The following is a 24,773-nucleotide window of genomic DNA, read 5'->3' on the forward strand; positions in this document are numbered from 1 at the left end:
ATGTTAGTTAATATCCTAATGTTAATTGCAGGCCTTGCTGTTTTAGTGTGGAGCGCGGATAGATTTGTTTACGGAGCCGCAGCATTTGCACGTAATTTAGGCTTGCCACCCATGTTGATTGGACTGACTATCGTCGCGATGGGCAGCTCTGCCCCGGAAATGTTCGTGGCAGCAACAGCCTCAATGGACGGCATGCGTGATACCGCTGTCGGTAACGTTTTGGGCTCAAACATTGCCAACATTACCTTAATTTTAGGATTAACCGCATTACTGGGCGCGATTAGCGTCGGTTCCAAAACGCTTAAACGTGAAATCCCATTAATGTTAGCCGCCACCGTCTTTGCCGGTTACACCTTACATGATGGCTTGTTAACTCGTGCAGAAGGCATCATGCTCACAATATTGTTTTTTGCATTAATGGGCTATTTCATTTGGCAAGCCACTCACAATAAAACCCCAGATGCTTTAGATGACGATATCGAATCTGAGATCCCTAAAAACGTCCCCACCTTTCGTGCTATCATTTGGCTTATAGTTGGTATTATATTACTCCCACTATCAGCAGGTTGGATGGTAGATGGTGCTGTCGGGATTGCCAAATTTTATGGGCTCTCTGATTTGGTCATTGGCTTAACCATTATTGCTGTGGGGACCAGTTTGCCAGAACTTGCCGCCTGTATTGCTGGGGTATTAAAAAAAGAAGATGATTTAGCAATAGGCAATATCGTTGGATCTAACTTATTTAATATATTAGCGGTACTCGCGATACCAGGGCTTATCGCCCCTGGGGTGATAGATGCACAAGCCAGTGGGAGAGATTTCTACATGGTATTAGGCACAAGTGCAGCGTTAGCCGTTTTAGTCTTATCCAGTGGCGCCAAAAAACAACTGACTCGTTGGCATGGCGTCCTATTATTAATCACCTTTATTGCGTACCAAATTGTTGTATTTCAATCCCATTAAGTTGGAGCATAAAGGTTAGGTATTAAGCCAAAAGAGAGACAAGCATGGTAGATCAAACTCAGTTTCGCCAATGGGGCCGCAAAGTCATCGATATTGAAAAAGCGGCATTAGATAATTTATATCAATATGTTGACTCGGTAGAGTTTGGCCAGGCTTGCGAACTCATTATGCAATGCAAGGGCAAAGTTATTGTCATGGGCATGGGTAAATCAGGCCATATTGGTAATAAAATATCGGCGACATTTGCCAGCACAGGCACACCAGCCTTTTTTGTGCACCCTGGCGAAGCAAGTCATGGCGATTTAGGCGCATTAGATAAAAATGACATTGTATTGGCCATCTCAAACTCTGGTGAATCAAGCGAAATCCTGACCTTATTGCCTGTGATTCAACGCATGGGCGTTCCTGTCATCGCGATTACTGGTAAACCAGAGTCCAATATGGCAAGGCTCTCAAAAATCCATCTTTGTATTCAAGTTCAAGAAGAAGCATGCCCACTTGGATTAGCGCCAACGTCAAGTACCACCGCGACCTTGGCGATGGGTGATGCACTCGCCATTGCATTACTGCAAGCAAAAGGATTTACTCGAGATGATTTTGCCCTATCGCATCCGGGTGGTTCATTAGGCCGTAAATTATTATTAAAAGTTGAAGATGTGATGCATCAGGGTGAAAGCTTACCGAGCGTAAACGATGACATCTGCATTACTGAAGCACTGTACGAAATATCGAAAAAAGGCCTTGGCATGACCGCCATAGTCGATAAAACGAATACCCTAGTCGGTATTTTTACTGATGGTGATTTGCGCCGTATTATCGATGCCGAAGTTAACTTACGCACCACACCTATTTCGCAGGTAATGACCAAAAATTGTGTCACTAGCCCTAGCGGTATTTTAGCGGCACAAGCACTGCAAATCATGGAAGAACGAAATATTAACGGACTGATTGTCGTTAACCCACAACATCAACCGATCGGCGCGCTAAATATGCTCGATATGGTTAAAGCAGGAGTTATTTAACCATGTCAGACACAAACACTCACTCAGGTTTTTACGGACCAATCAGCGATGATATTTGGCAACGTGCTAAAAAAATCAAATTGTTAATATGCGATGTTGATGGCGTGTTTTCTGACGGCCGAATTTACCTTAGTAATGCCGGCGAAGAGTTAAAAGCTTTCCACACTCGCGATGGTTATGGCGTGCGATCTGCCCTCACTAGCGGCATTCATGTCGCCGTGATAACAGGCCGTAAATCTAAAATTGTTGAAACCCGTATGACTGCACTGGGGGTTAAACACATTTATCAAGGCATCGATAATAAGTTTGAACCATTTGAAGCGTTATTGTCTTTATATAATGTCACCCCAGACGAAGTGGCTTACATTGGTGATGACATGGTCGATTTACCTGTGATGAAAGCCGTGGGTCTTGCGGTTTGTGTGGCCGACGGTCACCCATTTGTTAAACAACATTGCCATATGACGACGAGTCTCAATGGTGGCCATGGTGCATTGCGTGAACTCACAGATTTACTATTATTAAGCCAAGACAAATTCACAAGTGCCCACGGTATGAGTATATGAATAGAGTTACCATCGCGATAGCGGCATTTTTCGGCCTTGCCCTTGTGTTGTACTGGCAAACGCAAGTAAAACGCAGTGAAATGGATGCCGTAAAAGTGATAGGTATTGAGCGTCCGGACTTTGTCGCCAACGACTTACGCACAACCGAATACAATGAACAAGGTTTGATTGCCAGTAAAGTCACCGCGAAGCATATGGAGCATTATGCTTCCAGCGATATCACCCACTTTACTGATCCCGTTTATTTAATTTACCCAGAAAATGGTAAAGCACAGTGGCAACTCAGTGCTGACAAAGGACAATTAAATAAACAGAGCAATAAAGTCAGCTTAGAAAATAATGTTATTATCGATGCAATTGATATTGAAGAACCGTTACAGTCAGTGACCACACAAGCAGTCACCCTAGATTTAACGACCATGATAGGCAGCTCACAAGAGATGGTGTATATCAAAGGTAAAGGGTTTATGATCCAAGGCTTAGGCCTACATGCTGACTTGAATACGCAAAAATTATCGCTACTAAGCAAAGTAGAAGGAACATATGAGTCACAATAATCGACATCCTCGCGCCAATGCCGCATTACTATTAAGTGGCTTACTTTGCATGCTGAGCATTCCAGCAATGGCAAAACAAGGTGATCTCAAACAAGAATTGAAAATTGCTGCAGTGAGCCAATCTGCCGACATTAAAAACAATCAAATTGTCTTTAATGGCCCCGTGACTATTGTCCAAGGCACGATTAATATTAATGCTGACGAATTACGCGCATTTACCCCCAAAAATGGCGTATCCAAACGCTTAATCGCGACGGGTAAACCCGCGACATTTTCTCAAGAACTCGACGACGGTAACATCGGTACCGCCAGTGCCAACGAAATCAGTTACGATCTCGCCACAACAACTCTGACGTTAACCGGTAATGCCAAGCTAGACCAAGCAGGCAGTCAGGTCACGGGCAACCTAATTAAATACAACATTAAAGCCCAAGAGTTAATTGCTGAGAGTACCGGTAAAGGCCAAGATCGCGTCATCACGATTATTCAACCAGAAAATTTCCAAGACGAGTCAGCGCCAAAACAAAAGCTGCCTGAGATCCCTGTCAACAAGCAGATAAAACCATGAGCCAAATTACCTTAACAGCTGAAAACCTAGCCAAAAGCTATAAAGCGCGTCAAGTTGTAAAAGACGTCAGCTTAACTGTAAAAACGGGGCAGATTGTCGGTTTACTTGGCCCTAATGGTGCCGGTAAAACAACCACGTTTTACATGGTTGTAGGGTTAGTCAAAAGTGATAAAGGCCGTATATTAATTGATAATGACGATCTCACCGCTGACCCAATGCATCTTAGAGCCCGTAAAGGGATTGGTTATTTACCACAAGAAGCCAGTATTTTTCGAAAACTCACCGTGCACGACAATATCATGGCGGTGTTACAAACCCGCAAAGAACTCAGTAATGACGAACGTATTGAACAGCTCCAGCATTTACTGGAAGAGTTTCACATTACTCACATTCGCGACAGCCAAGGCATGTCATTGTCTGGCGGTGAACGCCGTCGAGTCGAAATTGCCCGAGCACTCGCTGCTAACCCTAAATTCATTTTGCTTGATGAACCTTTTGCGGGTGTTGATCCGATTTCGGTTATCGACATTAAAAAAATTATCCAACAGCTAAAAAGTCGTGGATTAGGCGTACTGATCACCGACCATAATGTTCGCGAAACACTCGATGTATGTGAAAGAGCTTACATCGTAAGCCAAGGTAATTTAATTGCCGAAGGAACACCTGAAGAGATCTTGAGCAATCAACAAGTTCGAGCGGTGTACTTAGGTGAACAATTCAAGCTATAGTTAGGTTATATACCCAAACAACCTGAAGATACTCGATTTCAGCAAGAATTTACACGCGTTTAGGCAAGGCATTGATTGCGGTTAATGGTCGTTCCCTTTCCAAAATCAATAACACAGCATGAACGCGTGTAAAACTTGCCCCTTGGGAGTTTCACCGTGTTCCCACTACGTTGTTGCGTTAATTTATAAGGTGCCTACATTACCGCATTAACGCGCCTAGTATTGAAAACACGGTGAAGCTCTGAAACACGTATCTTCAAGTTGATTGGGTATACGCCTTTTAGCCTATCTAATTCATTCCATTGAACGATACCTAAATTGCGTGAAATGTCATTGACGTACGTGACACCCCATTACAGTTTTTCGAGATTGTTATTTTTATGGAAATCATCTAGGGATAAGCGGTAAATGAAAGCGTCACTCCAACTTAAAATGGGTCAGCATCTCACTATGACCCCTCAATTGCAGCAAGCCATCCGCTTGCTGCAATTATCTTCATTGGAGCTACAGCAAGAAATCCAACAGGCGCTGGACTCAAATCCATTGCTTGAAATAGAAGATGAATTTTCTCAAGCTAAAGATCCCTTAAAAGAAAGTCGCGATCAATCAGACACAGACTTCAGTGACAACAGTAATGTGAGTGTCGAAAAAGATACTTCAACCATCGACACCACAGAATCCATCAGTAAAGAAACCATGGACGACATGCCCATGGACACGACCTGGGATGAAGTCTATACCGCCTCACCGATGTCAGGGTCTGGTAGTGCCAGCATGCGCGACGATGATATGCCTTTTCAAGGGGAAACCACCGAAGGCTTATATGAACATTTAGAGTGGCAAAAAAACTTAACGCCATTTTCAGACACCGACCTTGCCATCGCAACAGCCATCATTGACGCAATAGATGAACGCGGCTATCTAACCCAAAGCACTGAAGAAATACTAGAAGCTATGGGCGATGAAAATGTTGAGCTTGATGAGGTTCAAGCGGTGTTAAAGCGAATTCAACATTTTGACCCCGTAGGTGTTGCTGCACGTGACCTTAGTGAATGTTTACTCATTCAACTGTCACAATATGCAGACTCAACCCCGCACATTGAAAATGCGCGAATGCTCATCAAAGATTATTTGGATTTAATCGCTGGGCGTGACTTTAGATTATTAATGCGTAAAACGCGTTTAAAAGAAGATGAGTTACGTGATGCCATTACCTTAATTCAATCTCTTAATCCGCGTCCTGGCTTATTGATTACTGCCGTCGATGACGAATACGTGATCCCTGATGTCACAGTATTTAAAAAGAATGGCCGTTGGGTTGTTGAACTCAATCCAGATAACATGCCTAAAATAGGTGTTAATCAGCAATATGCAGCAATGGCTCGCAGCAGTAAAAACCCATCTGATACTCAGTTTATACGAGGTCATTTGCAAGAAGCTAAATGGTTTATCAAAAGCATTGAAAGCCGTAACGATACCTTGTTAAAAGTAGCCAATTGCATTGTGCAATTCCAACAAGGGTTTTTCGAATATGGCGAAGAAGCCATGAAACCTATGGTATTAAATGACATTGCTGAAGCCGTAGAAATGCATGAATCGACCATTTCGCGCGTGACCACTCAAAAATACATGCACACCCCACGAGGGTTGTTTGAGTTAAAATACTTTTTCTCTAGCCATGTCAGCACTGATGATGGCGGAGAGTGTTCATCGACAGCAATCCGCGCATTTATTAAAAAGTTGGTTGCAGCAGAAAACCAGAAAAAGCCGCTTAGCGACAGCAAAATGGCTCAACTACTGGCCGAACAGGGCATAAACGTTGCTCGTCGTACGATTGCAAAATACCGTGAGGCAATGATGATACCGCCCTCAAACCAACGTAAGAGTTTATAAATCACTCAACAATGGAGAAGTGTAATGCAGATCAATTTATCAGGGCATCATGTTGAAATAACCGAATCTTTACGTGAATACGTTCAGGAAAAGTTTTCAAAGCTTGAACGACACTTCGATCAGATCAATAATGTTCACGTTGTACTCAACGTAGAAAAATTACAACAAAAAGCAGAAGCTAAAGTCAGCCTAAAGGGCGGAGAAATTTTTGCAATGTCAGAACATACAGACATGTATGCAGCAATAGACGCCCTGATAGATAAGCTCGATCGTCAGGTAATTAAACACAAAGAGAAGTATACAAAACACTAACGATGGAACTTTGTACCATCCTGCAGCCGGAATGCACCACCTGTGCCACACCGGGCAGTAAGAAAAAGGTACTGGAACTTATCAGCGATTTAGTCGCTGCCCAGTACCCGACCCTGTCTTCGCAAGAGGTGTTTGAAAGCCTTATCGCAAGAGAAAAAATGGGTAGCACAGGTATAGGTAATGGTATTGCAATACCTCATGGCCGATTAACGACAATCGATCACCCTATTGCGATCTTTGTAAAATGCGAAGAACCCATTTCGTTCGATGCCATCGATAAACAACCTGTCGATATCTTATTTGCATTATTAGTTCCTGCAGATCAGTGCCAACAACACTTAAGCACCTTATCCTCGATGGCCCAAAAACTCAGCGACAAACAAGTACTAAAACAGCTGCGTAAAATCCACGATTCAACAGAACTCTATCAGGTAATTACGGCATGAAACTTGTTATCGTATCAGGACGGTCAGGCTCAGGTAAATCAGTAGCATTAAGAGTACTAGAAGACCTAGGCTATTACTGTGTTGATAACCTGCCATTGCCGCTAATTGGCACCTTATTGGCTCAGTTAAAAGGCAGTAATGACCTAGTAGCGATTAGTGTTGATGTGCGCAATATTGCCGAACAAGGCAAAGTGCTTCAAGAACAACTTGAAATACTGCAACCTGATACCGAAATTACCAGTTTTTTCTTAAACTCTAGCGACAAAGTTTTACTTAAACGCTACAGCGAAACCCGCAGATTACACCCGCTATCTAAAAACCATATTTCATTACAAGAAGCGATTAAATTAGAAGGCCGCTTACTCGAACCTATCGCCAAAATGGTTGATCACTATGTCGATACATCGGCACTCAATATTTACGAGCTAAGCGATCAAGTAAGACAAATATTGCTTGGCAGTGTTGATAAAGAGTTAGTGATTAATTTTGAATCGTTTGGCTTTAAACACGGTATGCCGACCGAAGCAGACTTTATGTTCGACGTGCGCTTTTTACCTAACCCGCACTGGGAAATAGAATTAAGACCATTAACAGGTCTTGATGAGCCTGTGCAAGAGTTTCTTGGCCGTCAGCCTCTGGTGAATAAGTTTATTTGGCAAATCGAAAATCTATTCGAAACCTGGATGCCACATTTAGAGCGTAATAATCGCAGTTATTTAACCATCGCCATCGGCTGTACAGGCGGACAACATCGCTCAGTTTATATCACCGACCAACTCGCTAAGCGATTTAGACAAGGCAGTAAACACACAGTCAACGCCCGCCACAGAGAGCTAAATATCAGTGAAGATCAGCTTTAGTCCTATGTGGAGTGCTAGCCATGCTTGAGCGCCAAGTCACCATCTCAAATAAATTAGGTTTACATGCACGAGCAGCCACAAAACTAGCGATACTGGCTGCTGACTTTGATGCTGAAATCACCCTAATTCAAGCAGACAAACAAGCCAGTGCCGCTAGCGTCTTAGGATTGCTCATGTTGGAAAGTGGCATCGGAAAAATGATCACTGTCACAGCAACAGGTCCAGACGCAGCAGTGGCATTAGATGCGGTGTGTAATTTGATTAACGATAAATTCGATGAAGGCGGCTAACGCGTCGCACTGATTATCTAACAGCACTTAACAAACGTCAGTTGTACTCTCTCGTGGCATTTTTTGACAATGATATTCAAGCTTACAGCCCACTATTCATCAATTACCATTCATCGTATACGACTCACATTTCACGGTAAATTATTTACCGCTCAAATTGAATATAATGCCTTATATATCATTATGCCTTAATCAAAAACCACTGGACACATTCAGTGTGGTCACTTGTTAATGCTGATTGGTATTCCCCCTCTTCTGTCGTGCGCTGACTAAAGTACACTTATTCTTTAACGTTGAGAATGACGCTCTTAAGCAGTTTTTAAGCGCGTCTTCAATGAACATTAATGCACTATTATTTATCCTCATATAAATGACAAACGTAATGTCCTCATTTTGTCATTTACATAACCTTTTACTGCCATAAATTACCGCCATAATGCCTCTCAATAAACAGCCATCACCCTAAGGCTAGTTCACCAAATTAGTGCAATTGCACCAATTAAAACAAACGAGCCAATATTGCAAAACACAATAACGACTATAAATAATTGTTTTTAAACAGTTTAAATTAATTTAAAAAGTTGGCATACAGTTTTCATATAGAGAGAGGATACCTACTAAGTAGTAGTTTAATTTTTAAGCAGTCCATTGTCATTTGTAGGAGATAGCGATGAGTAAAATGAACCTAGGTCAGAACATCAAATCAGTTAATGGCATGGTCGCTAAGCTGGTTGAACAATGCCGTCAAAACATTTTTTTCTTAGCGCATCTTGGTTGCAGCCAATGGGATGAAGTTGAATCCCGTTCAAGCAAATACAAATAAAGCATTAAGGAATAAATAAGATGAGTATTTCAACTGCGAGACACTATCCAATGGACTTTCAACATCAAGTGATTAGCGAAGTTAAGGTACATAACCGCCTATTATCTGATGTCGCCAAACAATATGGTGTGTCATCAAAAACTGTATATAAATGGGTCAAATATAGCGAAAGCCATAAAACTGAAAAACGCGGTGCAATAATGTCAGAGATCGCTCTTTTACAGGAAAAAATTACTCAGTTAAGTCAACAATTACAAACAATGGCAAGTTAAGCCAAAACCGTTTTGGCAAGGATGTATGAGTGTGTTGTCAGTTGGTCCCCCAGCGAACTGATAATACAAAGCAAATAGCAACAACATCATACTAATAATAAGCGCACAACATCTTGCATCCTTGCCGCTTTATTTTTTACCGTTAATGCCGTGTGTTGTTGTAACGAACACAGTCATTAACGCGACAGTTCAGGCGTTATTGGGTCCCCAGACTCTATATCCAATAACGTCATTTTTATTCGAGTAGATGCAATGCGATTCATTTAACGCCGCTCTACCCATGTTATGGCAAGGATGTTTGACCGTATTATCAACTCGCCCCAGCATGTCGATAACACAGCAAACAGACTAATAACAATAAGCGCACAACATCTTGCATCCTTGCCGTTTTATTTTTTACCGTTAATGCCGTGTGTTGCTGTAACGAACACAGTCATTAACGCGACAGTTCAGGCGTTATTGGGTCCCCAGACTCTATATCCAATAACGTCATTTTTATTCGAGTAGATGCAGTGCGATTCATTTAACGCCGCTCTACCCATGTTATGGCAAGGATGTTTGACCGTATTATCACTCGCCCCCAGCATGTCGATAACACAGCAAACAAACTAATAATAAGCGCACAATATCTTGCATCCTTGCCGCTTTATTTTTTACCGTTAATGCCGTGTGTTGCTGTAACGAACACGAGTAATTAACGCGACAGTTCAGGCGTTATTGGGTCCCCAGACTCTATATCCAATAACGTCATTTTTATTCATGCCATTGGCAGAATTGAGCTTTAGGTCATCAATAATATCCTCTAAGAAGGATAAAGAGACTTGAGCAATAACGACAAAAAGCGCAAGCAATGCAAACAAAAGCCCCAAAGCAAAGGATGCTCTGGGGCTTTTATTTTTATCACTCTATAAAGGGGTGTTTATCCCCCTAAAAATAGTCAATTTCAATACTCGCTAACGCGTTTCTGTTTGTTCTAGCCAATACATCACTTTATGTAAAAAGGCCCCTTTGTCTATCGGCTTAGAAATAAAGTCATTCATCCCTATGGTTAAGCACCTTTCGCGATCGCCAGCCATTGCATCAGCTGTCATCGCAATAATAGTCACTTCAGCCATAACGTCGCCAGCATCCCCGTTGCGGATAAGCTCTGTAGCTTTATAGCCATCCAATATCGGCATTTGTCCATCCATTAAGACTAACTGCAACTCATTTTTATGTTTGATGTTCTGCAAAAAGGTTATTGCTTCGGCGCCATTATTGGCAGTATGGACAATCACCGGTAATTCTTCTAACAACCCTTCGGCTACAATCCGATTAATTTGGTTATCATCAACCACTAAAACGCTGTACTTTTTATCTTTGACTACTGGAGTATGATTGTCATCAGGTTGTGCCAATAAAGAAGTATTTTCACTGTTTTCACTTAACAGTTTACGGTAAACATCCATCAGCTGAATCGGCAGTACAGGTTTAATTAGGTGCTTACAATGAGCATTTTCAAGCATTGTAACGTCTACTTCATCGCGACCAATCATTAGCAACAAAGCACCTTTTGAGGCTTGGTAATGTTCGAGCCATTGCTTCGTTTTTCCCGTCACTAAACTGTTATCAACAATCACTACATCTGCATGTTGTAGTGCATATTCATCGACAAGGTGCTGATACGATTGAATGAGGGTCGCATTGGCAGAGCACGACTCACAATGTTTTTGCATCATGCTGGCCGTTAGTTTATCAGCAATAAAAATCAGCACAGCTTGATTAGCCATTGGTAACACTATGGGGTTGTTGTGTATGTCGCGATTTTGTTTAGCACACACGTTAAACGTGAAGGTACTTCCTTGGTCCAACACGCTACTCACGCCAATATCGCCACCCAGCAAGGTGACTAATTGCTTAGAAATAGATAAGCCTAATCCAGTACCGCCAAAATCACGCGTAATTGAGCCGTTAGCTTGAATAAAAGGTTTAAATAATTTTTTCTGCTGCTCTTTCGTGATACCAATACCATTATCAGTAATTGAAAATTCAACATTAATATTGTCGGGTTGGTCATCAAAAGCACGCGTACTGACCTTTACAATCACATGCCCTTGCACAGAAAACTTAATCGCATTGCCAATAAGGTTAACCAAAACCTGCTTGATTCGATAAGGGTCACAAATTAACTTCCTGTGCCTTAGATCAACGCTGTCGAGCAATAAAATCAAGCCTTTCTCTTCTGCTCTAATTGACATCATGTTAATGACGCCGCAGACGTTTTCGAGTAAATCAAAAGAATCCAGTTCAACCTGTAAATTACCCGACTCAATTTTAGATAAATCCAGTAAGTCATTTATCAACACTGTCAGTGTGGCAATACTATTTTTAGCCATCATTAAATAACTGAGCTGCTTCTCAGATAAATAATCACGCTTGAGTAATTCAACCAAGCCGCCAATACCATTCAATGGCGTGCGTATTTCGTGGCTAATATTGGCCACAAACTCACTCTTAAGTTGATTAGCAGAGATAGCTTCCGCCGTTGCGGCTTCAAGTTCTTGAGTCCGTGAAATGACTTGTTGCTCTAAGGATTCGTTCATCTGCAGAATTTTTTTCTCACTGCGCCGCGAATCAGTTACATCACGAATGATCGCAGAGATACTGCTTATTTGCTTTGAGTTAATGGCAATTACAGGTGATAAACTCACTGTCAGCACTTTACTTTGCAACCCGTTAAATGCCGATTCTACCGTAACCATCGTATGTTCTTTGGCATCAAACACCTCAGCAATTAAACGTGGGCTTAGTTTCTTTTCATCACCGGTCTCATTTGCAGTTTCATCAATAATATCTAATAAATTGCTCTTGATTGCCTGGCTTTGTGCAATACCAAACAAAAATGTTGCCGACTCATTCCAGCTGAGTATCAGCCCTTGGCGATCAATACTAATAATGGCATCTGACGAACCGGCAATAATCGCTTGATACAATGACTGATTGTCATACAGCACAATAATTTTATTCACGTATTTTTGATATACCAGAATAATTGCCACGATAATGCCGTAAATAACCAGCATCAACAGCAGCATTATATTGCGTTGCGGCTGCCATAATGTATCAACGGCTGTTTCTGGAAATAAGCCTATAACCGTTAACTGTCGATGCTCACCACTCGATAAAGAAATGGTTTCACCAATAGACCAATAATGTTGTTTGCCCATTTTAACGGATTGAATGTTGCCTAACGTCGGTAATGGAGTATTGCCGGTTTGTGCCTGCCATGTGGCATGAGGGATCTGTAAGTCAAAACCAAAACGCAGTGCCTGATTCGGTGACGAAATAAAGTAACCATTTGAGTTCAAAATAACCAGGTCAAACAATGAATGTTTAAAATCTCTTTGTAGCTGTTCAAGCAATAAACTGGCGTCAATATTAGCGATAACAAAACCAAAAAAATCACCGTTATCGTCAAACATTGACCTTGCGACTCTAAAGGTTGGCCAAATTGGCGTTTCAATTACCCCATACTCACGGTTTAAACTGATATCAGAAATATAATGTTCATTAGCATTTAATGCTGCAATATCCGAATAATAATCCGTATTGCCCTTCTCTTGTAACAAACCTTCAGGCACGACTACAATCTTGCCATTACGCCGCTCAACTCTAACGACTTCATGGCCATTGTTTAAACGGCTAATAAAGCGTAATTGACGTACTTCTGGGTTAGTTTCAATAAATGCGGTAAACATATCTTGCAAACGGCGCGTCCATTGCGCTGTAGTGGTGCCATCTATTGGGTCGATATCACCATGTTGCATGGTTCGACTGATACCAATAGCAGAGGAAGTAGAATGTAAAAATGACACCTTATTAGCATAAACATCAAAAACATTGGTCATTTCTTGTGAAGCGGTATGGCTCAACTGTACTAACGTCTTGTTATTGTTATCGATAATCGTTTGTTTGGCAAAATGCGAAAACACCAAATAAAACATCAAACAACAACAGCCAATAACAAAATAACCTAAGTAAGACAATGTTTGGTATCTCGCCGTATTACTCCTATCAAACCATTGTTTGAACATAGCCTTCCTTTAGCTTTCGTTGGCTACCAAAAACGCATTAAAATCCTTTGCAGATAAGGGACGGCTCAATAAATAACCCTGCCCCATAGTGCATTCAAGCTCAAGTAGTGCCTGACGCTGCCCCTCAGTTTCTACACCTTCAGCAATTAACGCCAGTGACATTGATTTTCCTAATGAAATAATCGTTTTTACAATTTCATAATCATGTTTATTATTGAGCATGTCTTTCACAAATGACATGTCAATTTTCATTACATCAACATTAAACTTTTTCAAGTAAGATAAACTCGAATACCCAGTACCAAAATCATCAATCGAAATCTTAATACCTAACGACTTTAACTGACTTAATTTGGTTTGCATTTCAGCGGCATCAATCATTAACGCAGTTTCTGTGATTTCAAGTTCGAGTAAATCGGCAGGTAACTGATAATCTGTTAAGGCTTTTTCAATCATATTGGCAAGATTAGGATCGGAAAATTGTGCCACGGCAACGTTAACCGAGACAGGGATTATTCGCCCCATATCAAGCCAGCGCTTTGCTTCTGCACAGGCTTTAAATAACACTTGCTTACCCAGCTTAATAATCAGTCCCGTCTCTTCGGCTAACGGAATAAATTCTATCGGAGAAATATAGACGCCATCTGCGCCCACCAGCCTGACTAAGGCTTCGGCGCCAATAATCTGTTTAGTGGCTAAATCAAACTTGGGCTGATAATGCACAAGTAGTTCATCATTCGCGATGGCATTTCGTAAGCAGGTTTCTAACTGGTGCCGTTCGCGAATGCTACTTTCTAAGTCATGTGAGAAAAAGCTAAACCGATTTCGGCCTTCTTGTTTGGCTCTGTACATCGCTACATCAGCATGACGCATTAACTCTTCGGCATCGGCAGCATCATTTGGGTAAACACTAATGCCAATACTGATCGACACACTGAATTTTTGTCCCGCCAGGGTAAAGGGCTCATGCATGGCCTCGACTAATTTAGAGGCCAATACCGATGACGCTTCTACAGAGTGAGTGTCACTCATCAAAATCACAAATTCATCGCCACCCAGTCTTGCAAGTGTATACGAAGGCGGAATTAACGAGCGCAGACGTTGCGCCATTAAACAAATCATTTCATCACCCAGTTGGTGCCCAAGTGAATCATTTAAGTATTTAAAGTGGTCGATATCGACGAGTAATGCCGCCGCTTTGGTGCCAAAAGACTGAGCTGTGGAGCAGGCTACACTTAAGCGGTCTTGCAATAAAATCCGGTTGGGTAAATCGGTGAGTTGATCATGGTTTGCTAAATGGCTCATTTTCATCGCCATCGCCATCGTTTCACTCACATCATGAAATACCATAATGGCGCCAATAACTTCTCCATTTTCATTACGAATAGGTGCTGCTGAATCTTCAACAGCAAAAACTTGACCGCCTCTGGCCGTTAGCTGACTGTTTAATGCCATCGCCACAATACGTTGTTCACGCAGCGCAATGTAAAGTGGATTGAGCAACGTATGCCGAGTATTGGCGTCACGCAATTGCATCACATTTTCAATCTTTTGGTGTAGCGCATCTTTAATGCGCCAGCCTGTCATGCGTTCAGCTATCGGGTTCATAAAGGTAATGAGCCCTTTAGTATCTGTGGCAATCACAGCGTCGCCGATAGAATTTAACGTGACCCGTAAACGTTCTTTTTCTGAGTATAAGGCTTGTTTTGCATGTTTAACTTCGGACACATCAACCACTGTAACCAAGTAACCATCGACGCCAGCGCTTGATTTCATTTTGGACTGAAAGACTTCATAAAAACTCATGCCCGGTTTATTCGTCACGGTTACGATGTATTTCAATGGTTCGGTAGTGACTTCTCGCTGATGCATCAGCACTGCACGACTGAGCTCGTTTGGAAATAGACTGGAAATGTGTTTGCCATTGACCTCGCCAGTTAAGTTGTCAAACCATGCGCCAGAATAATCATTACTAAATAAGTTATTACCTTTATCATCCCAATAGGTAATCAGCATAGGCACCTGGTTAACCAGTTGCTGTAGCTCTTCTTTTGCTTTAATAATCAGATGGCTTTGCTGCCTAAATTTAAGTTGAGTATGCACTCGCAGGCAACAAATAGAGGCATTAAAGGGTTTGGTGATAAAGTCGACTCCACCACTTTCTAGTGCCAGCTTTTCGAATTCTGGTTCAGTATGACCGGTAATGAAGATAATCGGAATATCACTGTAAAGCGGATTAGATTTGAGGGCGCGACAAACTTGCCAACCATCCATATCGGGCATTTCAATATCAAGCAAAATGACATCAGGCTTAATTTTATCCACTAAAGCCAAAGCATTGCTGCCAGACTCCGAGAAATAAATATTGCCTAGCGGTGATAAAATATCTTCTAAAACAAAGATATTTTGAATATCGTCATCGATAATCAAAATTCGATATACGGTGTTAGCTAAACCCGACAACAACATGATCGCCTTTCTCCATTTGGTGACTTAACATCCATTTACCCTATACATATTGTTAGGTTTTTAACGACTTAGTCTATTTTTACATTGTATTAGTAAGTAGAAAACGGTTAGGGTTAAATCCATTAAGCTTTTTCAGCATTCATTCAGCAATGCACATTCAGAACAGGTAGCATTATGCCGAATACGTTTAAAATGGATGCACAGTTCAATACATATAAATGGGCAAACCTAACCTCTATTTTACTCTTAATCATTGGCTTGTTTATCGCTTTTACGCTTAAACACAATACCGAGCAACGTAACACTGTATTGCTACACAACAGCTTAACTCAACACCTAAATAAAGTCAGTCAAGAGGTGGTCGAACGAGTTAATAAATTTGAATATGGCTTACAAGGATTACGAGGTGCAATCAATACTGTTGGCCTGGATAACTTTCACTACTCACAAAACTTAGCTTACTTCCAAAGTCGAGATTATGCCAGGGAGTTCCCTGGCGCTCGGGGTTTTGGTGTGATAAAAGTTGTGGCCAAAAAAGATTTAAATATTTTTTTACAGCAAGCAAAGCTAGATCGAAAACAAGCGTTCACATTTAAACAGCTAGACGAGCCACAAGACCCTTTATTTATTGTGCAATATATTGAGCCAGAACGCCCTAATATAGAATCGCTAGGGTTAGATATTGGTTCAGAGCAAAACCGCCGCAGAGCAGCATTATCTTCAGCTATTGCAGGCAGTGCAACACTCTCAGCTCCCATCACGCTAGTGCAAGCAGACAATAAAGTGAACCATGGTTTTTTATTATTACTGCCTATTTTTGAACCGCTTAATACACCAAGTTTAGCGCCACCAGAAGTGCTTGGTTGGGTCTATACACCTTTGCTGATCAATGAAATTCTAGCGACATTAACGGATCAACATAATGGTATAAAACTTGATATAACCGATATTAGCCCAACCAACAATGTGCAATTTTTCACTTCTTCTTTAGCCGATACAAGTGATTCATCAGCATCATTAGCAATAAAGCCGCCAGCAATAGACAATAGCCATATGCACCAACAACAAATACAAATTTATGGTCGCCATTGGCAAATCACGTTCACCCCATCGACACAATGGATAACAGATCTTAACTTAGCAGACCCAGAACGAGTGTTGATGATTACACTGGGCTCCACGCTATTATTGATTGTGATACTCCACGGTTTGTTACGCTATATCACACGAAGAATGGACAATATTAGACAAAAAATATCCTTATCTTCCTTTATCGACAACTCCTCAGAGTGTTTAATCGGTGTAGACAGTAGTTTTGCCATCTTAAATTGGAACCATTCTGCTGCAACTATTTTTGATTTAGAAGCGGGGTCTTCCAAAAAGCCTATCATTAACTACTTAAGGGAAAGCATATCGCCGGCCACGTTAATTGCCTATTTTAAAAAAGTAGCCCGCGGTCAGCAAGTCAGTAACATTGAGTTTAACTACCAGCTCAACAACGAAACTGAAGCTCGGTCGCTTGAGCTATCCATTACACCACTATTAAAAAACAATCATTTTTTAGGTGCTAGCTTTACTATCAACGATGTGTCCAACTTCAAATTACTACAAGGTCAATTGCAACAACATAACAGTGAGCTGAAAAACCAAGTAGATGAAAGTAATTTAGAAATTGAGCAAGCAACTTTATTTCAACAAAACATTTTAAACAGTAGCAACGTGGTTATTATTGCCACCGACTCATCTGGGCTAATGTCCTTTTTTAGTCGCGGTGCAGAACAAAGCCTGCGTTTTAGTCACGATGAAATGGTCGGTAGTTGCAACCTAACGACGCTGATAAAGGACGTTGGATTACTCAATAATGAAAATGGCAACACCAAAGCGCCAGAGGTTATCCCTCAAGACAGTAAAAAAATATTCAGTTTTTTACATCAGCATTTACAACTGCAAGAGCATCTCACCTTGTCGTGCGCGATAAAGCAAAAGTATGGCGACCATAAACAGGTATATTTGCATGTCTCAGCAATAAAACAACGCACATTAGGCATAACGGGGTTTGTATTTGTTGTTGAAGACTTAACCGAAAAAAAGGGCTTATTAAAGCAGCTGCATTTAATCAACAGTGCAGTAGATTGTTCGCAGAACATTTTATTGTGGGTCAATAGAGAAGGCTATATTGTTCACAGCAACACATATGCAGAGCAGATTTTAGGTTACAGCAGTAAAGACATGCAAAGCCAAAATATCGACAGTATACTCGCGCACAACAGCGAGCAAACGTGGCAAGACTTAAAACTCAATTTACTTAATGGCAGCAATAAGGAACTTGAATATAACATTCAGACCTTGAACACCCCATCCCTACCCGTGCGGATGTCGGCCACATTAATCCGTATTGATGATGTTGAATTTGTTTTTATTGAAATAAAAAGTATCGCAGTAAAATACACTAATTTAACTTTGATGACCGCAACAGTAAAAGAATTAAGTGCTAAGCACGTATTACCCATTGCACCGAGTGACTCCGCCAACATCTTAACCGCTAATAATGACTCCATTGCCGTTAGTGATGACGATTATGTTAATGCCCCTAGTGATGACATTGTAGCAAACACGAGTAATATCAGTATTGAAGACGTTAGTAATAACAGTATTGAAAGCTATTGCGAGCAGCAGAACATCGACTATCAGGGCGCGTTATCTCGCCTCAGCTATAACAAAACTGTCTATCTGAAAGCACTAGAGCTGTTTATGGAAGATATCACTCAATATGCAGCATTAGATGTGTTATCGACAGAGGCTAACACTGAATTCAAAATGATGTTTCATACCCTTAAAAGCTCATCTGCCACATTGGGCTTTACTGAACTAGCCCACTTTGCCAAGCAACAGGAAACAGAGATAAAAACCACTAAAAATTACGATTTAGCAAAAGGCTACAGCGCCCTTGTTGGGCAAATAAACCTTACATTGCCTATCGCGCAGGGTTTACTCTCTCAACTGCAAGACAAACAGCCTGTAGCAAACGAGTCAGGCGTTAAACCGTCAATAGACATTAGCGATGACGTATTGAGGTTATTTAACATATTACGAGAAGAGATTGGCACATTTAATATGAATGCGACCAATACTTTCCCTCAAATAGCTCATATTCTTAAAATACTTGAGCCAACTGATTATGAATTATTAGCACATTCAATCAAAAACCTTAAATTCCAACAAGCAGAAGCGATCCTCAATAATATTCAGCCAACGTTACTGCAAAAGTATCAGACAAAGTCATAAAATGAAGCGACGATAACACTGCCAGCTAGGGCTTTTACAATTCCACAGACGGATAAAAATCAATAAGTCGCATAATATGATAGCTAACCAATACTAAGGTATTAGTATTGTTGTTTGATTTTATTAATAAAGACTAAATAACACAAATATTTACCCACAAAAATTGCTACCATTACTACACTTAATCATACCCCATGCTGATTGAACATAATTAATGACCGTAGCATTTAAAAAGTGTGTTTTTATCATTATTAGCATTAGCGCCTTATGTTGTATCGTTAGCTGTGATTTTTCAGCTAAATCAACATCGCTAAAGGCTACGTCAAAAGAAACCATCACAATTGCCGTATCTAATACTCCATTATCAGCCCCTTTTTTTATTGCTGAGAAAATGGGCTTTTTTGCAGATAATAATCTCAATGTTGAACTTGTCCGATTTGATGGCGGAGTAAATTGCTTTAATGCCTTAATTAACGAACAGGTTGATTTTGCAACATCGTCTGAAACGGTAGTGATGTTTAATAGTTTTAACCGCACTGATTTTTCGGTAATTGCGAGCTTTGTTGAATCTGATAATGACGTTAAATTACTCAGCTTAACCCCAGAAAAGTATCGACAACTTGATAATATTGCCAATACCCGTATTGGCATTATTAAAGGCAGTGCCAGTGAGTTTTTTTTAGACAGTGTATTAATTATGTATAACAAAACTCACCTGCCTATCGAGCGCGTATATTTAACCCCAGACCAACTCATACCTGCATTACTCAATAATAGAGTAGACATCATTTCGGCTTGGGAGCCATCGAGTTATATGCTGTCAGAGCATCTTTCGCAAAACCCAGAAATGATTAATATCCGTGGTTTATATCATCTGTCATTTAATTTAATTGGACTAAAAAATACCAGTGTTGATACAAATCATAAACTTGCACTGCTTAAAGCGATTACTGATGCCACGGTATATATTCACACACACCCAAAACAGGCTCAAAAGATCCTTAGCCAAGTCTTGAATATTACACCATCGCAACTCGAATACTCATGGGCCGACTATACTTTTAGATTATCACTCAGTAACGCATTGTTTTCTAACATTCAAACTCAAAGTCAGTGGGCGATTGATAACCAATTAGTGCCCAAAGAAAACCGAGTCGATTTCAGACAAGTATTTGACCGACAACTACTTGAAACCTTTAATAATCAAGAGGCAGGCTGGTAAGTTATGATGTTATCAAAGCGCCTTAAATGGACCGCCATATTATGCTCAATCTTGACATTGATTGTCGGTTTGTCGCTTATTCAAGTTCATAATTATCAGCAAAAAATTTATCGTCAACTTAATTACTCAATGAAGCTGCAACTCAGTATCGACAGCTTACGCAGTCAATTGTGGTTATATCAAGAATATTCCGATAAACAAGGGCTTATTGAACTCAACAACCGTCAAGCAGAGCTCGCTGCGGAGTTATCGCAAGATATTGATTGGGATGTGCAGCAAAAAATCATCATCCAAAATATCAATCGACTCAACACCAATGTCAGAGTATTGATTAACACACAAAATACTCATCACAGCAAACAACTCGATGATGCAGTCAACCCCACAGCAGAGCGATTATTTAAAACAAAATACAGCATGATTATTGAAGAGATGACAGAAGAGATGTTTAGCCTACATCAGTTATCGATTAAACAAGCAAAGATTAAACAACAAAGCTTATTGTGGATGGTTGGTGCTATTTTATTGTTATTAACAACATTAATCACAGCATGGTCGTTTATGACCTTAATCCGCTTTAGAAACGGATTATATTCATTAAATCAAGGTATGGAGGCGCTTGCGTCTGGTGATTTAACCAGCCGGATTGTATTTAGTGACGATGATGAATTGTCTGCATTAGCGGGGAATTTTAATAATATGAAACACTCGCTCACTCAAATTACAGTCAAAAAAGACAGCCTTAAACAAGAAGTCGACCGGCAAACTCATAAACTGATAGAGCAGCAAGACAGGCTTATTTTTCTGGCTGAACATGACGAGTTAACCGGTATCTATAATCGACGCGCTTTTATTAAAAAAATCGACAGTGCCATTGCCAGAGATTTACGTTCCGACGATCAAGCAGCATTACTGTTTATCGATTTAAATAAGTTTAAACAGATCAATGACACGTTAGGCCACAGCGTAGGAGATGAAGTCATTGTTACCCTCGCTCAGCGGTTAATGAGCAACCTAAGAACCACCGATATTGTTGGCCGGCTCGGCGGCGATGAGTTTGTGGTATGGCTAGATTTGATTGCTGAACCTATCGATATCGACCAAAAATTAACTCAGCTTTTAAATCTCATCAAACAGCCGATAAACATTGGGCCTCACACCTTAGAAGTGGGCGCCAGCATTGGCGTTAGCGTGCTACCAAAACACGGATTAAGTAGCAGAGAATTAATCAGCGCAGCAGATACGGCCATGTACCAAGCTAAAGCAGACAACAGTATAGAGTATTGTTATTACGCGGGCGATCATGGCATATCAACGTTAGCCAGTTCGTAAGTTTGTGTATTCCAGTCAAAATAATACTCTACCCCTTGCCACTCATACACTGTGCCACTGTCGCGTTGAATGACTTTAGCGTTCTGCGGCAAACTACGTAAACCTTTATTGACCTGAGTGACTATGGTTGTTTGTTGTGGCGCAGACACGCGAGTAGGCACAATAATAGGCTCATCAACAACCCGATAACCTGTTGTTGGCACAATATTAACGCTACGGTAAGGATAAAAACCTTCGTTTTGTCGACGATAATCATAGCGATCGACATAGCGAGAGTTAACACCATAAGGCCAACTCAGCCCAATAGTTGGGCCCCAACCACTGTTAATGCCCCAGCCACTGTGAACACCCATACCATTACTCCATCCCCAGGCATGACTTAACCCTAGGCCTAAGCCCAAACGCCAGGGATCTCGATGGCGAGAACGATGCTGTGAATGGCGTCGTCCATCATGTTGGTTACCTACCGAATGTGACTCGCGGGTAAGTCGATCATTATCGACAGGCGCTTTTGCATGAACAGGCACAAATACGCTAGTTAATAAACAAGTACTTACCGCTACAACACTCAGCAATAATGGGGATTTAATTCTTTGCATGGGTCACCTCAACGTCGTCATCGACAGCATTCATTTTACGCTAAGTCGAGATAAAGTCGATATCCTCCATTTTGGCTTAACCCTAAATTAGAAAAATGCTATAGTGCGCGCCATATTGGATTTGATATTCAGGCGGTAAACATGAGTTTTAAGGACTTACGCAGCTTCATCGATCATTTAGAAGCAAATGGCGAGCTAAAACGTATTAGCTACCCTGTTGACCCTTATTTAGAAATGACTGAGATTGCTGATCGCGTTTTACGATCGGGCGGTCCCGCGCTGCTATTTGAAAATCCTAAAAATAACACCATGCCAGTATTGGTAAACTTATTTGGTACCCCCAAACGCGTTGCCATGGCATTGGGCAAAGACGATCCATTGGCACTGCGTGAAGTAGGCGAATTACTGGCTTTTTTAAAAGAGCCAGAACCGCCAAGCGGCTTTAAAGATGCTATTGCTAAAATCCCCATGTTTAAGCAAGCACTCAACATGCCGCCTAAAACAGTACGTAATCCACCTTGCCAACAAGTGGTTAAAACCGGCGACGAAGTCGACCTCACCAGTTTACCTATACAACATTGTTGGCCAGGAGATGTTGCCCCGCTGGTAACATGGGGATTAACGATTACCAAAGGCCCACGTCAAAAACGTCAAAACCTAGGCATTTATCGTCAGCAGCTGTTGGGCAAAAATAAGCTCATTATGCGCTGGTTAGATCACCGTGGCGGCGCGTTAGATTTTAAAGACTTTAAACAGCTCCATCCTGGTGAGCGTTACCCTGTCGTAGTGGCATTGGGCAGCGATCCTGTCACCATTTTAGGTGCTGTGACTCCCGTGCCAGATTCCATGAGTGAATATGCTTTTGCGGGTTTACTGCGCGGCGAACGTACTGAAGTGTGTAAAGCGATTAGTTGCGATCTTGAAGTACCAGCCACCAGTGAAATTATTCTTGAAGGCTATATTGACCCAGATGAGACAGCAATAGAAGGTCCATACGGCGATCACACTGGCTACTATAACGAAACCGACTCATTCCCAGTATTTACCGTCACTCACATTACTCATCGTAAAGATGCGATTTATCACAGTACCTACACAGGTCGTCCACCCGATGAACCAGCCATGTTGGGCGTGGCATTAAACGAAGTATTTGTGCCTATTTTACGCAAACAGTACCCTGAGATTATCGACTTTTACTTACCGCCAGAAGGTTGTTCTTATCGCATGGCGGTAATATCAATTCGCAAACAATATCCAGGGCATGCTAAACGAGTCATGATGGGTGCATGGTCTTTCTTGCGTCAATTTATGTACACTAAATTCATTGTTGTCGTTGACGAAGATGTTAACTGCCGTGACTGGCAAGATGTTATTTGGGCCATTACGACCCGTATGGATCCTACGCGCGACACGATGCTAGTTGATAACACCCCCATCGATTATTTAGATTTTGCTTCTCCAGTGGCAGGTTTAGGCTCAAAAATGGGCTTAGATGCAACGAATAAGTGGCCAGGTGAAACCACCCGAGAATGGGGCACGCCTATTGTGATGGACCCTGAGGTCAAACAAAAAGTAGACCAAATTTGGGATGACCTTGGCATTGATGAAAGACCTACGCTGTAACCAGAGTGATCCAATTAGGATACTATTGGCTATAAATAAGTGATTGATAAAAATTAAAAAGGCCTTAAAGGACGTTAGATGAAAACCATTCGTTGTCAGATTGAAAAAGTCACCCCGTTTAATGACGCTGTTTATCAAGTGTTGCTAAAACCAGAAGCCGCCTTTGACTTCAAGGCTGGTCAATACTTGTGTGTAGTCATGGGTGAAAAAGACAAACGTCCTTTTTCTATCGCTTCTGCGCCTAATTCTGCGTTAATCGAATTGCATATCGGTGCAGCGGTAAGTGAAAGCTACCCAATGCAAGTGGTAGAACGCTTAAAGACATCAACGCATATCGACATTGAAGCACCTGCTGGTGATGCATACTTACGCAGCGACAGCCACAGACCTCGCATTTTAATTGCTGGCGGCACGGGTTTTTCATACATAAAAAGTATTGTTGAACAGCAAATTGCTAACGGCGAAACCATTAATACAAAATTGTATTGGGGTTGTCGTAACGAAGAGGCCATGTACTACCAAGACATTGCACGTCAATGGCATGCAGACCACGAATGGTTAGAGTTTATCCCAATTGTTGAAATAGTTAGCGACACTTGGCAAGGTAAACAAGCCAACCTGCTAGAACAAATTAAACATGATTTTATTAGCTTAAACGGTTACGACATCTACATCGCTGGTCGCTTTGATATGGTTGGCGCGGCACGTGAATTATTCCGCGAACTTGGTGTTGAAGAAGCCCACTTATACGGCGATGCTTTCGCATTCATTAAGTAAGTTATATCCGGATATAAGCATTAAGGTTAACTAAACCTGTCAGTAAATCGTCATAGAACCGGCAAACTTGCCGGTTTTTTTATTCGATTAACG

General features: G+C 41.3%; 21 protein-coding genes. 18 read left to right on the top strand and 3 right to left on the bottom strand.

What is annotated here, in order from left to right; all coding sequences use genetic code 11:
• From AC19MX_RS04845 to AC19MX_RS04905, 13 genes are all read left to right on the top strand, one after another.
• Positions 1-963, top strand: coding sequence for a calcium/sodium antiporter (locus AC19MX_RS04845; protein ID WP_432400034.1), 963 nt, complete (start codon positions 1-3; stop codon positions 961-963).
• Between the two features lie 44 nt (positions 964-1,007).
• On the top strand, positions 1,008-1,985 hold the full coding sequence (locus AC19MX_RS04850) for a KpsF/GutQ family sugar-phosphate isomerase (protein ID WP_498296749.1): 978 nt from the start codon (positions 1,008-1,010) through the stop codon (positions 1,983-1,985).
• Positions 1,986-1,987: 2 nt separating this feature from the next.
• On the top strand, positions 1,988-2,551 hold the full coding sequence (gene kdsC / locus AC19MX_RS04855) for a 3-deoxy-manno-octulosonate-8-phosphatase KdsC (RefSeq protein ID WP_498296751.1): 564 nt from the start codon (positions 1,988-1,990) through the stop codon (positions 2,549-2,551).
• On the top strand, positions 2,548-3,108 hold the full coding sequence (gene lptC, locus AC19MX_RS04860; RefSeq protein WP_432400037.1) for an LPS export ABC transporter periplasmic protein LptC: 561 nt from the start codon (positions 2,548-2,550) through the stop codon (positions 3,106-3,108). Before kdsC ends, lptC begins: the two co-directional genes overlap by 4 nt.
• The gene (gene lptA / locus AC19MX_RS04865) at positions 3,095-3,676 is read left to right on the top strand and encodes a lipopolysaccharide transport periplasmic protein LptA (protein WP_432400038.1); all 582 of its coding nucleotides are present in this window, start codon (positions 3,095-3,097) and stop codon (positions 3,674-3,676) included. The genes lptC and lptA overlap by 14 nt, the downstream gene beginning before the upstream one ends.
• Positions 3,673-4,404 (top strand): LPS export ABC transporter ATP-binding protein, encoded by a 732-nt coding sequence (gene lptB / locus AC19MX_RS04870; protein WP_160052698.1) that lies wholly within the window; start codon positions 3,673-3,675, stop codon positions 4,402-4,404. Before lptA ends, lptB begins: the two co-directional genes overlap by 4 nt.
• Positions 4,405-4,812: 408 nt before the next feature.
• Positions 4,813-6,297, top strand: a complete 1,485-nt coding sequence (locus tag AC19MX_RS04875; protein ID WP_432400039.1) for an RNA polymerase factor sigma-54 — start codon at positions 4,813-4,815, stop codon at positions 6,295-6,297.
• 24 nt (positions 6,298-6,321) lie between these two features.
• Complete coding sequence (hpf, locus tag AC19MX_RS04880; protein WP_188953525.1) at positions 6,322-6,609, top strand: ribosome hibernation promoting factor; 288 nt, start codon at positions 6,322-6,324, stop codon at positions 6,607-6,609.
• Positions 6,610-6,611: 2 nt separating this feature from the next.
• On the top strand, positions 6,612-7,055 hold the full coding sequence (gene ptsN, locus AC19MX_RS04885) for a PTS IIA-like nitrogen regulatory protein PtsN (RefSeq protein WP_432400040.1): 444 nt from the start codon (positions 6,612-6,614) through the stop codon (positions 7,053-7,055).
• Entirely contained in the window at positions 7,052-7,915 is an 864-nt protein-coding gene (gene rapZ / locus AC19MX_RS04890; RefSeq protein WP_498296753.1) for an RNase adapter RapZ, read from the top strand. Before ptsN ends, rapZ begins: the two co-directional genes overlap by 4 nt.
• 20 nt (positions 7,916-7,935) lie before the next feature.
• Positions 7,936-8,205 (top strand): HPr family phosphocarrier protein, encoded by a 270-nt coding sequence (locus tag AC19MX_RS04895; protein WP_498296754.1) that lies wholly within the window; start codon positions 7,936-7,938, stop codon positions 8,203-8,205.
• A gap of 670 nt (positions 8,206-8,875) precedes the next feature.
• Positions 8,876-9,028 carry a hypothetical protein gene (locus AC19MX_RS04900; protein WP_160052705.1) on the top strand — a complete coding sequence of 51 codons (153 nt, stop codon included), beginning with the start codon at positions 8,876-8,878 and terminating at the stop codon, positions 9,026-9,028.
• 20 nt (positions 9,029-9,048) lie between these two features.
• Positions 9,049-9,300, top strand: a complete 252-nt coding sequence (locus AC19MX_RS04905; protein ID WP_432400044.1) for a transposase — start codon at positions 9,049-9,051, stop codon at positions 9,298-9,300.
• A 953-nt stretch (positions 9,301-10,253) separates the two neighbouring features.
• Here the strand turns inward: AC19MX_RS04905 and AC19MX_RS04910 are convergent.
• Positions 10,254-13,373 carry an ATP-binding protein gene (locus AC19MX_RS04910; protein WP_498296755.1) on the bottom strand — a complete coding sequence of 1,040 codons (3,120 nt, stop codon included), beginning with the start codon at positions 13,371-13,373 and terminating at the stop codon, positions 10,254-10,256.
• Positions 13,374-13,382: 9 nt separating this feature from the next.
• Positions 13,383-15,842, bottom strand: a complete 2,460-nt coding sequence (locus tag AC19MX_RS04915; protein WP_498296757.1) for an EAL domain-containing protein — start codon at positions 15,840-15,842, stop codon at positions 13,383-13,385.
• A 174-nt stretch (positions 15,843-16,016) separates the two neighbouring features.
• Here AC19MX_RS04915 and AC19MX_RS04920 point away from each other — a divergent pair, with 174 nt between their 5' ends.
• The 3 genes from AC19MX_RS04920 to AC19MX_RS04930 all read left to right on the top strand — a co-directional run bounded on the left by AC19MX_RS04920 (position 16,017) and on the right by AC19MX_RS04930 (position 21,681).
• Positions 16,017-19,127 (top strand): CHASE domain-containing protein, encoded by a 3,111-nt coding sequence (locus tag AC19MX_RS04920; RefSeq protein WP_498296759.1) that lies wholly within the window; start codon positions 16,017-16,019, stop codon positions 19,125-19,127.
• A gap of 214 nt (positions 19,128-19,341) precedes the next feature.
• Positions 19,342-20,349 carry an ABC transporter substrate-binding protein gene (locus tag AC19MX_RS04925; RefSeq protein WP_498296760.1) on the top strand — a complete coding sequence of 336 codons (1,008 nt, stop codon included), beginning with the start codon at positions 19,342-19,344 and terminating at the stop codon, positions 20,347-20,349.
• 3 nt (positions 20,350-20,352) lie between these two features.
• On the top strand, positions 20,353-21,681 hold the full coding sequence (locus tag AC19MX_RS04930; RefSeq protein ID WP_498296761.1) for a diguanylate cyclase domain-containing protein: 1,329 nt from the start codon (positions 20,353-20,355) through the stop codon (positions 21,679-21,681).
• Here AC19MX_RS04930 and AC19MX_RS04935 read toward each other — a convergent pair.
• Positions 21,651-22,280, bottom strand: coding sequence for a hypothetical protein (locus AC19MX_RS04935; protein ID WP_498296763.1), 630 nt, complete (start codon positions 22,278-22,280; stop codon positions 21,651-21,653). The genes AC19MX_RS04930 and AC19MX_RS04935 overlap by 31 nt on opposite strands.
• A 141-nt stretch (positions 22,281-22,421) precedes the next feature.
• Here AC19MX_RS04935 and ubiD point away from each other — a divergent pair, with 141 nt between their 5' ends.
• Together ubiD and fre are read left to right on the top strand one after the other, a co-directional pair.
• A complete protein-coding gene (ubiD, locus tag AC19MX_RS04940) occupies positions 22,422-23,903 on the top strand; it encodes a 4-hydroxy-3-polyprenylbenzoate decarboxylase (RefSeq protein ID WP_498296765.1) in 1,482 nt (493 codons plus the stop codon).
• 78 nt (positions 23,904-23,981) lie between these two features.
• Positions 23,982-24,680: an NAD(P)H-flavin reductase gene (fre, locus tag AC19MX_RS04945; protein WP_498296766.1), complete on the top strand. Its 699-nt coding sequence runs from the start codon at positions 23,982-23,984 to the stop codon at positions 24,678-24,680.
• Positions 24,681-24,773: the final 93 nt, after the last annotated feature.

It is taken from the genome of Shewanella sp. MF05956, from assembly GCF_059758055.1.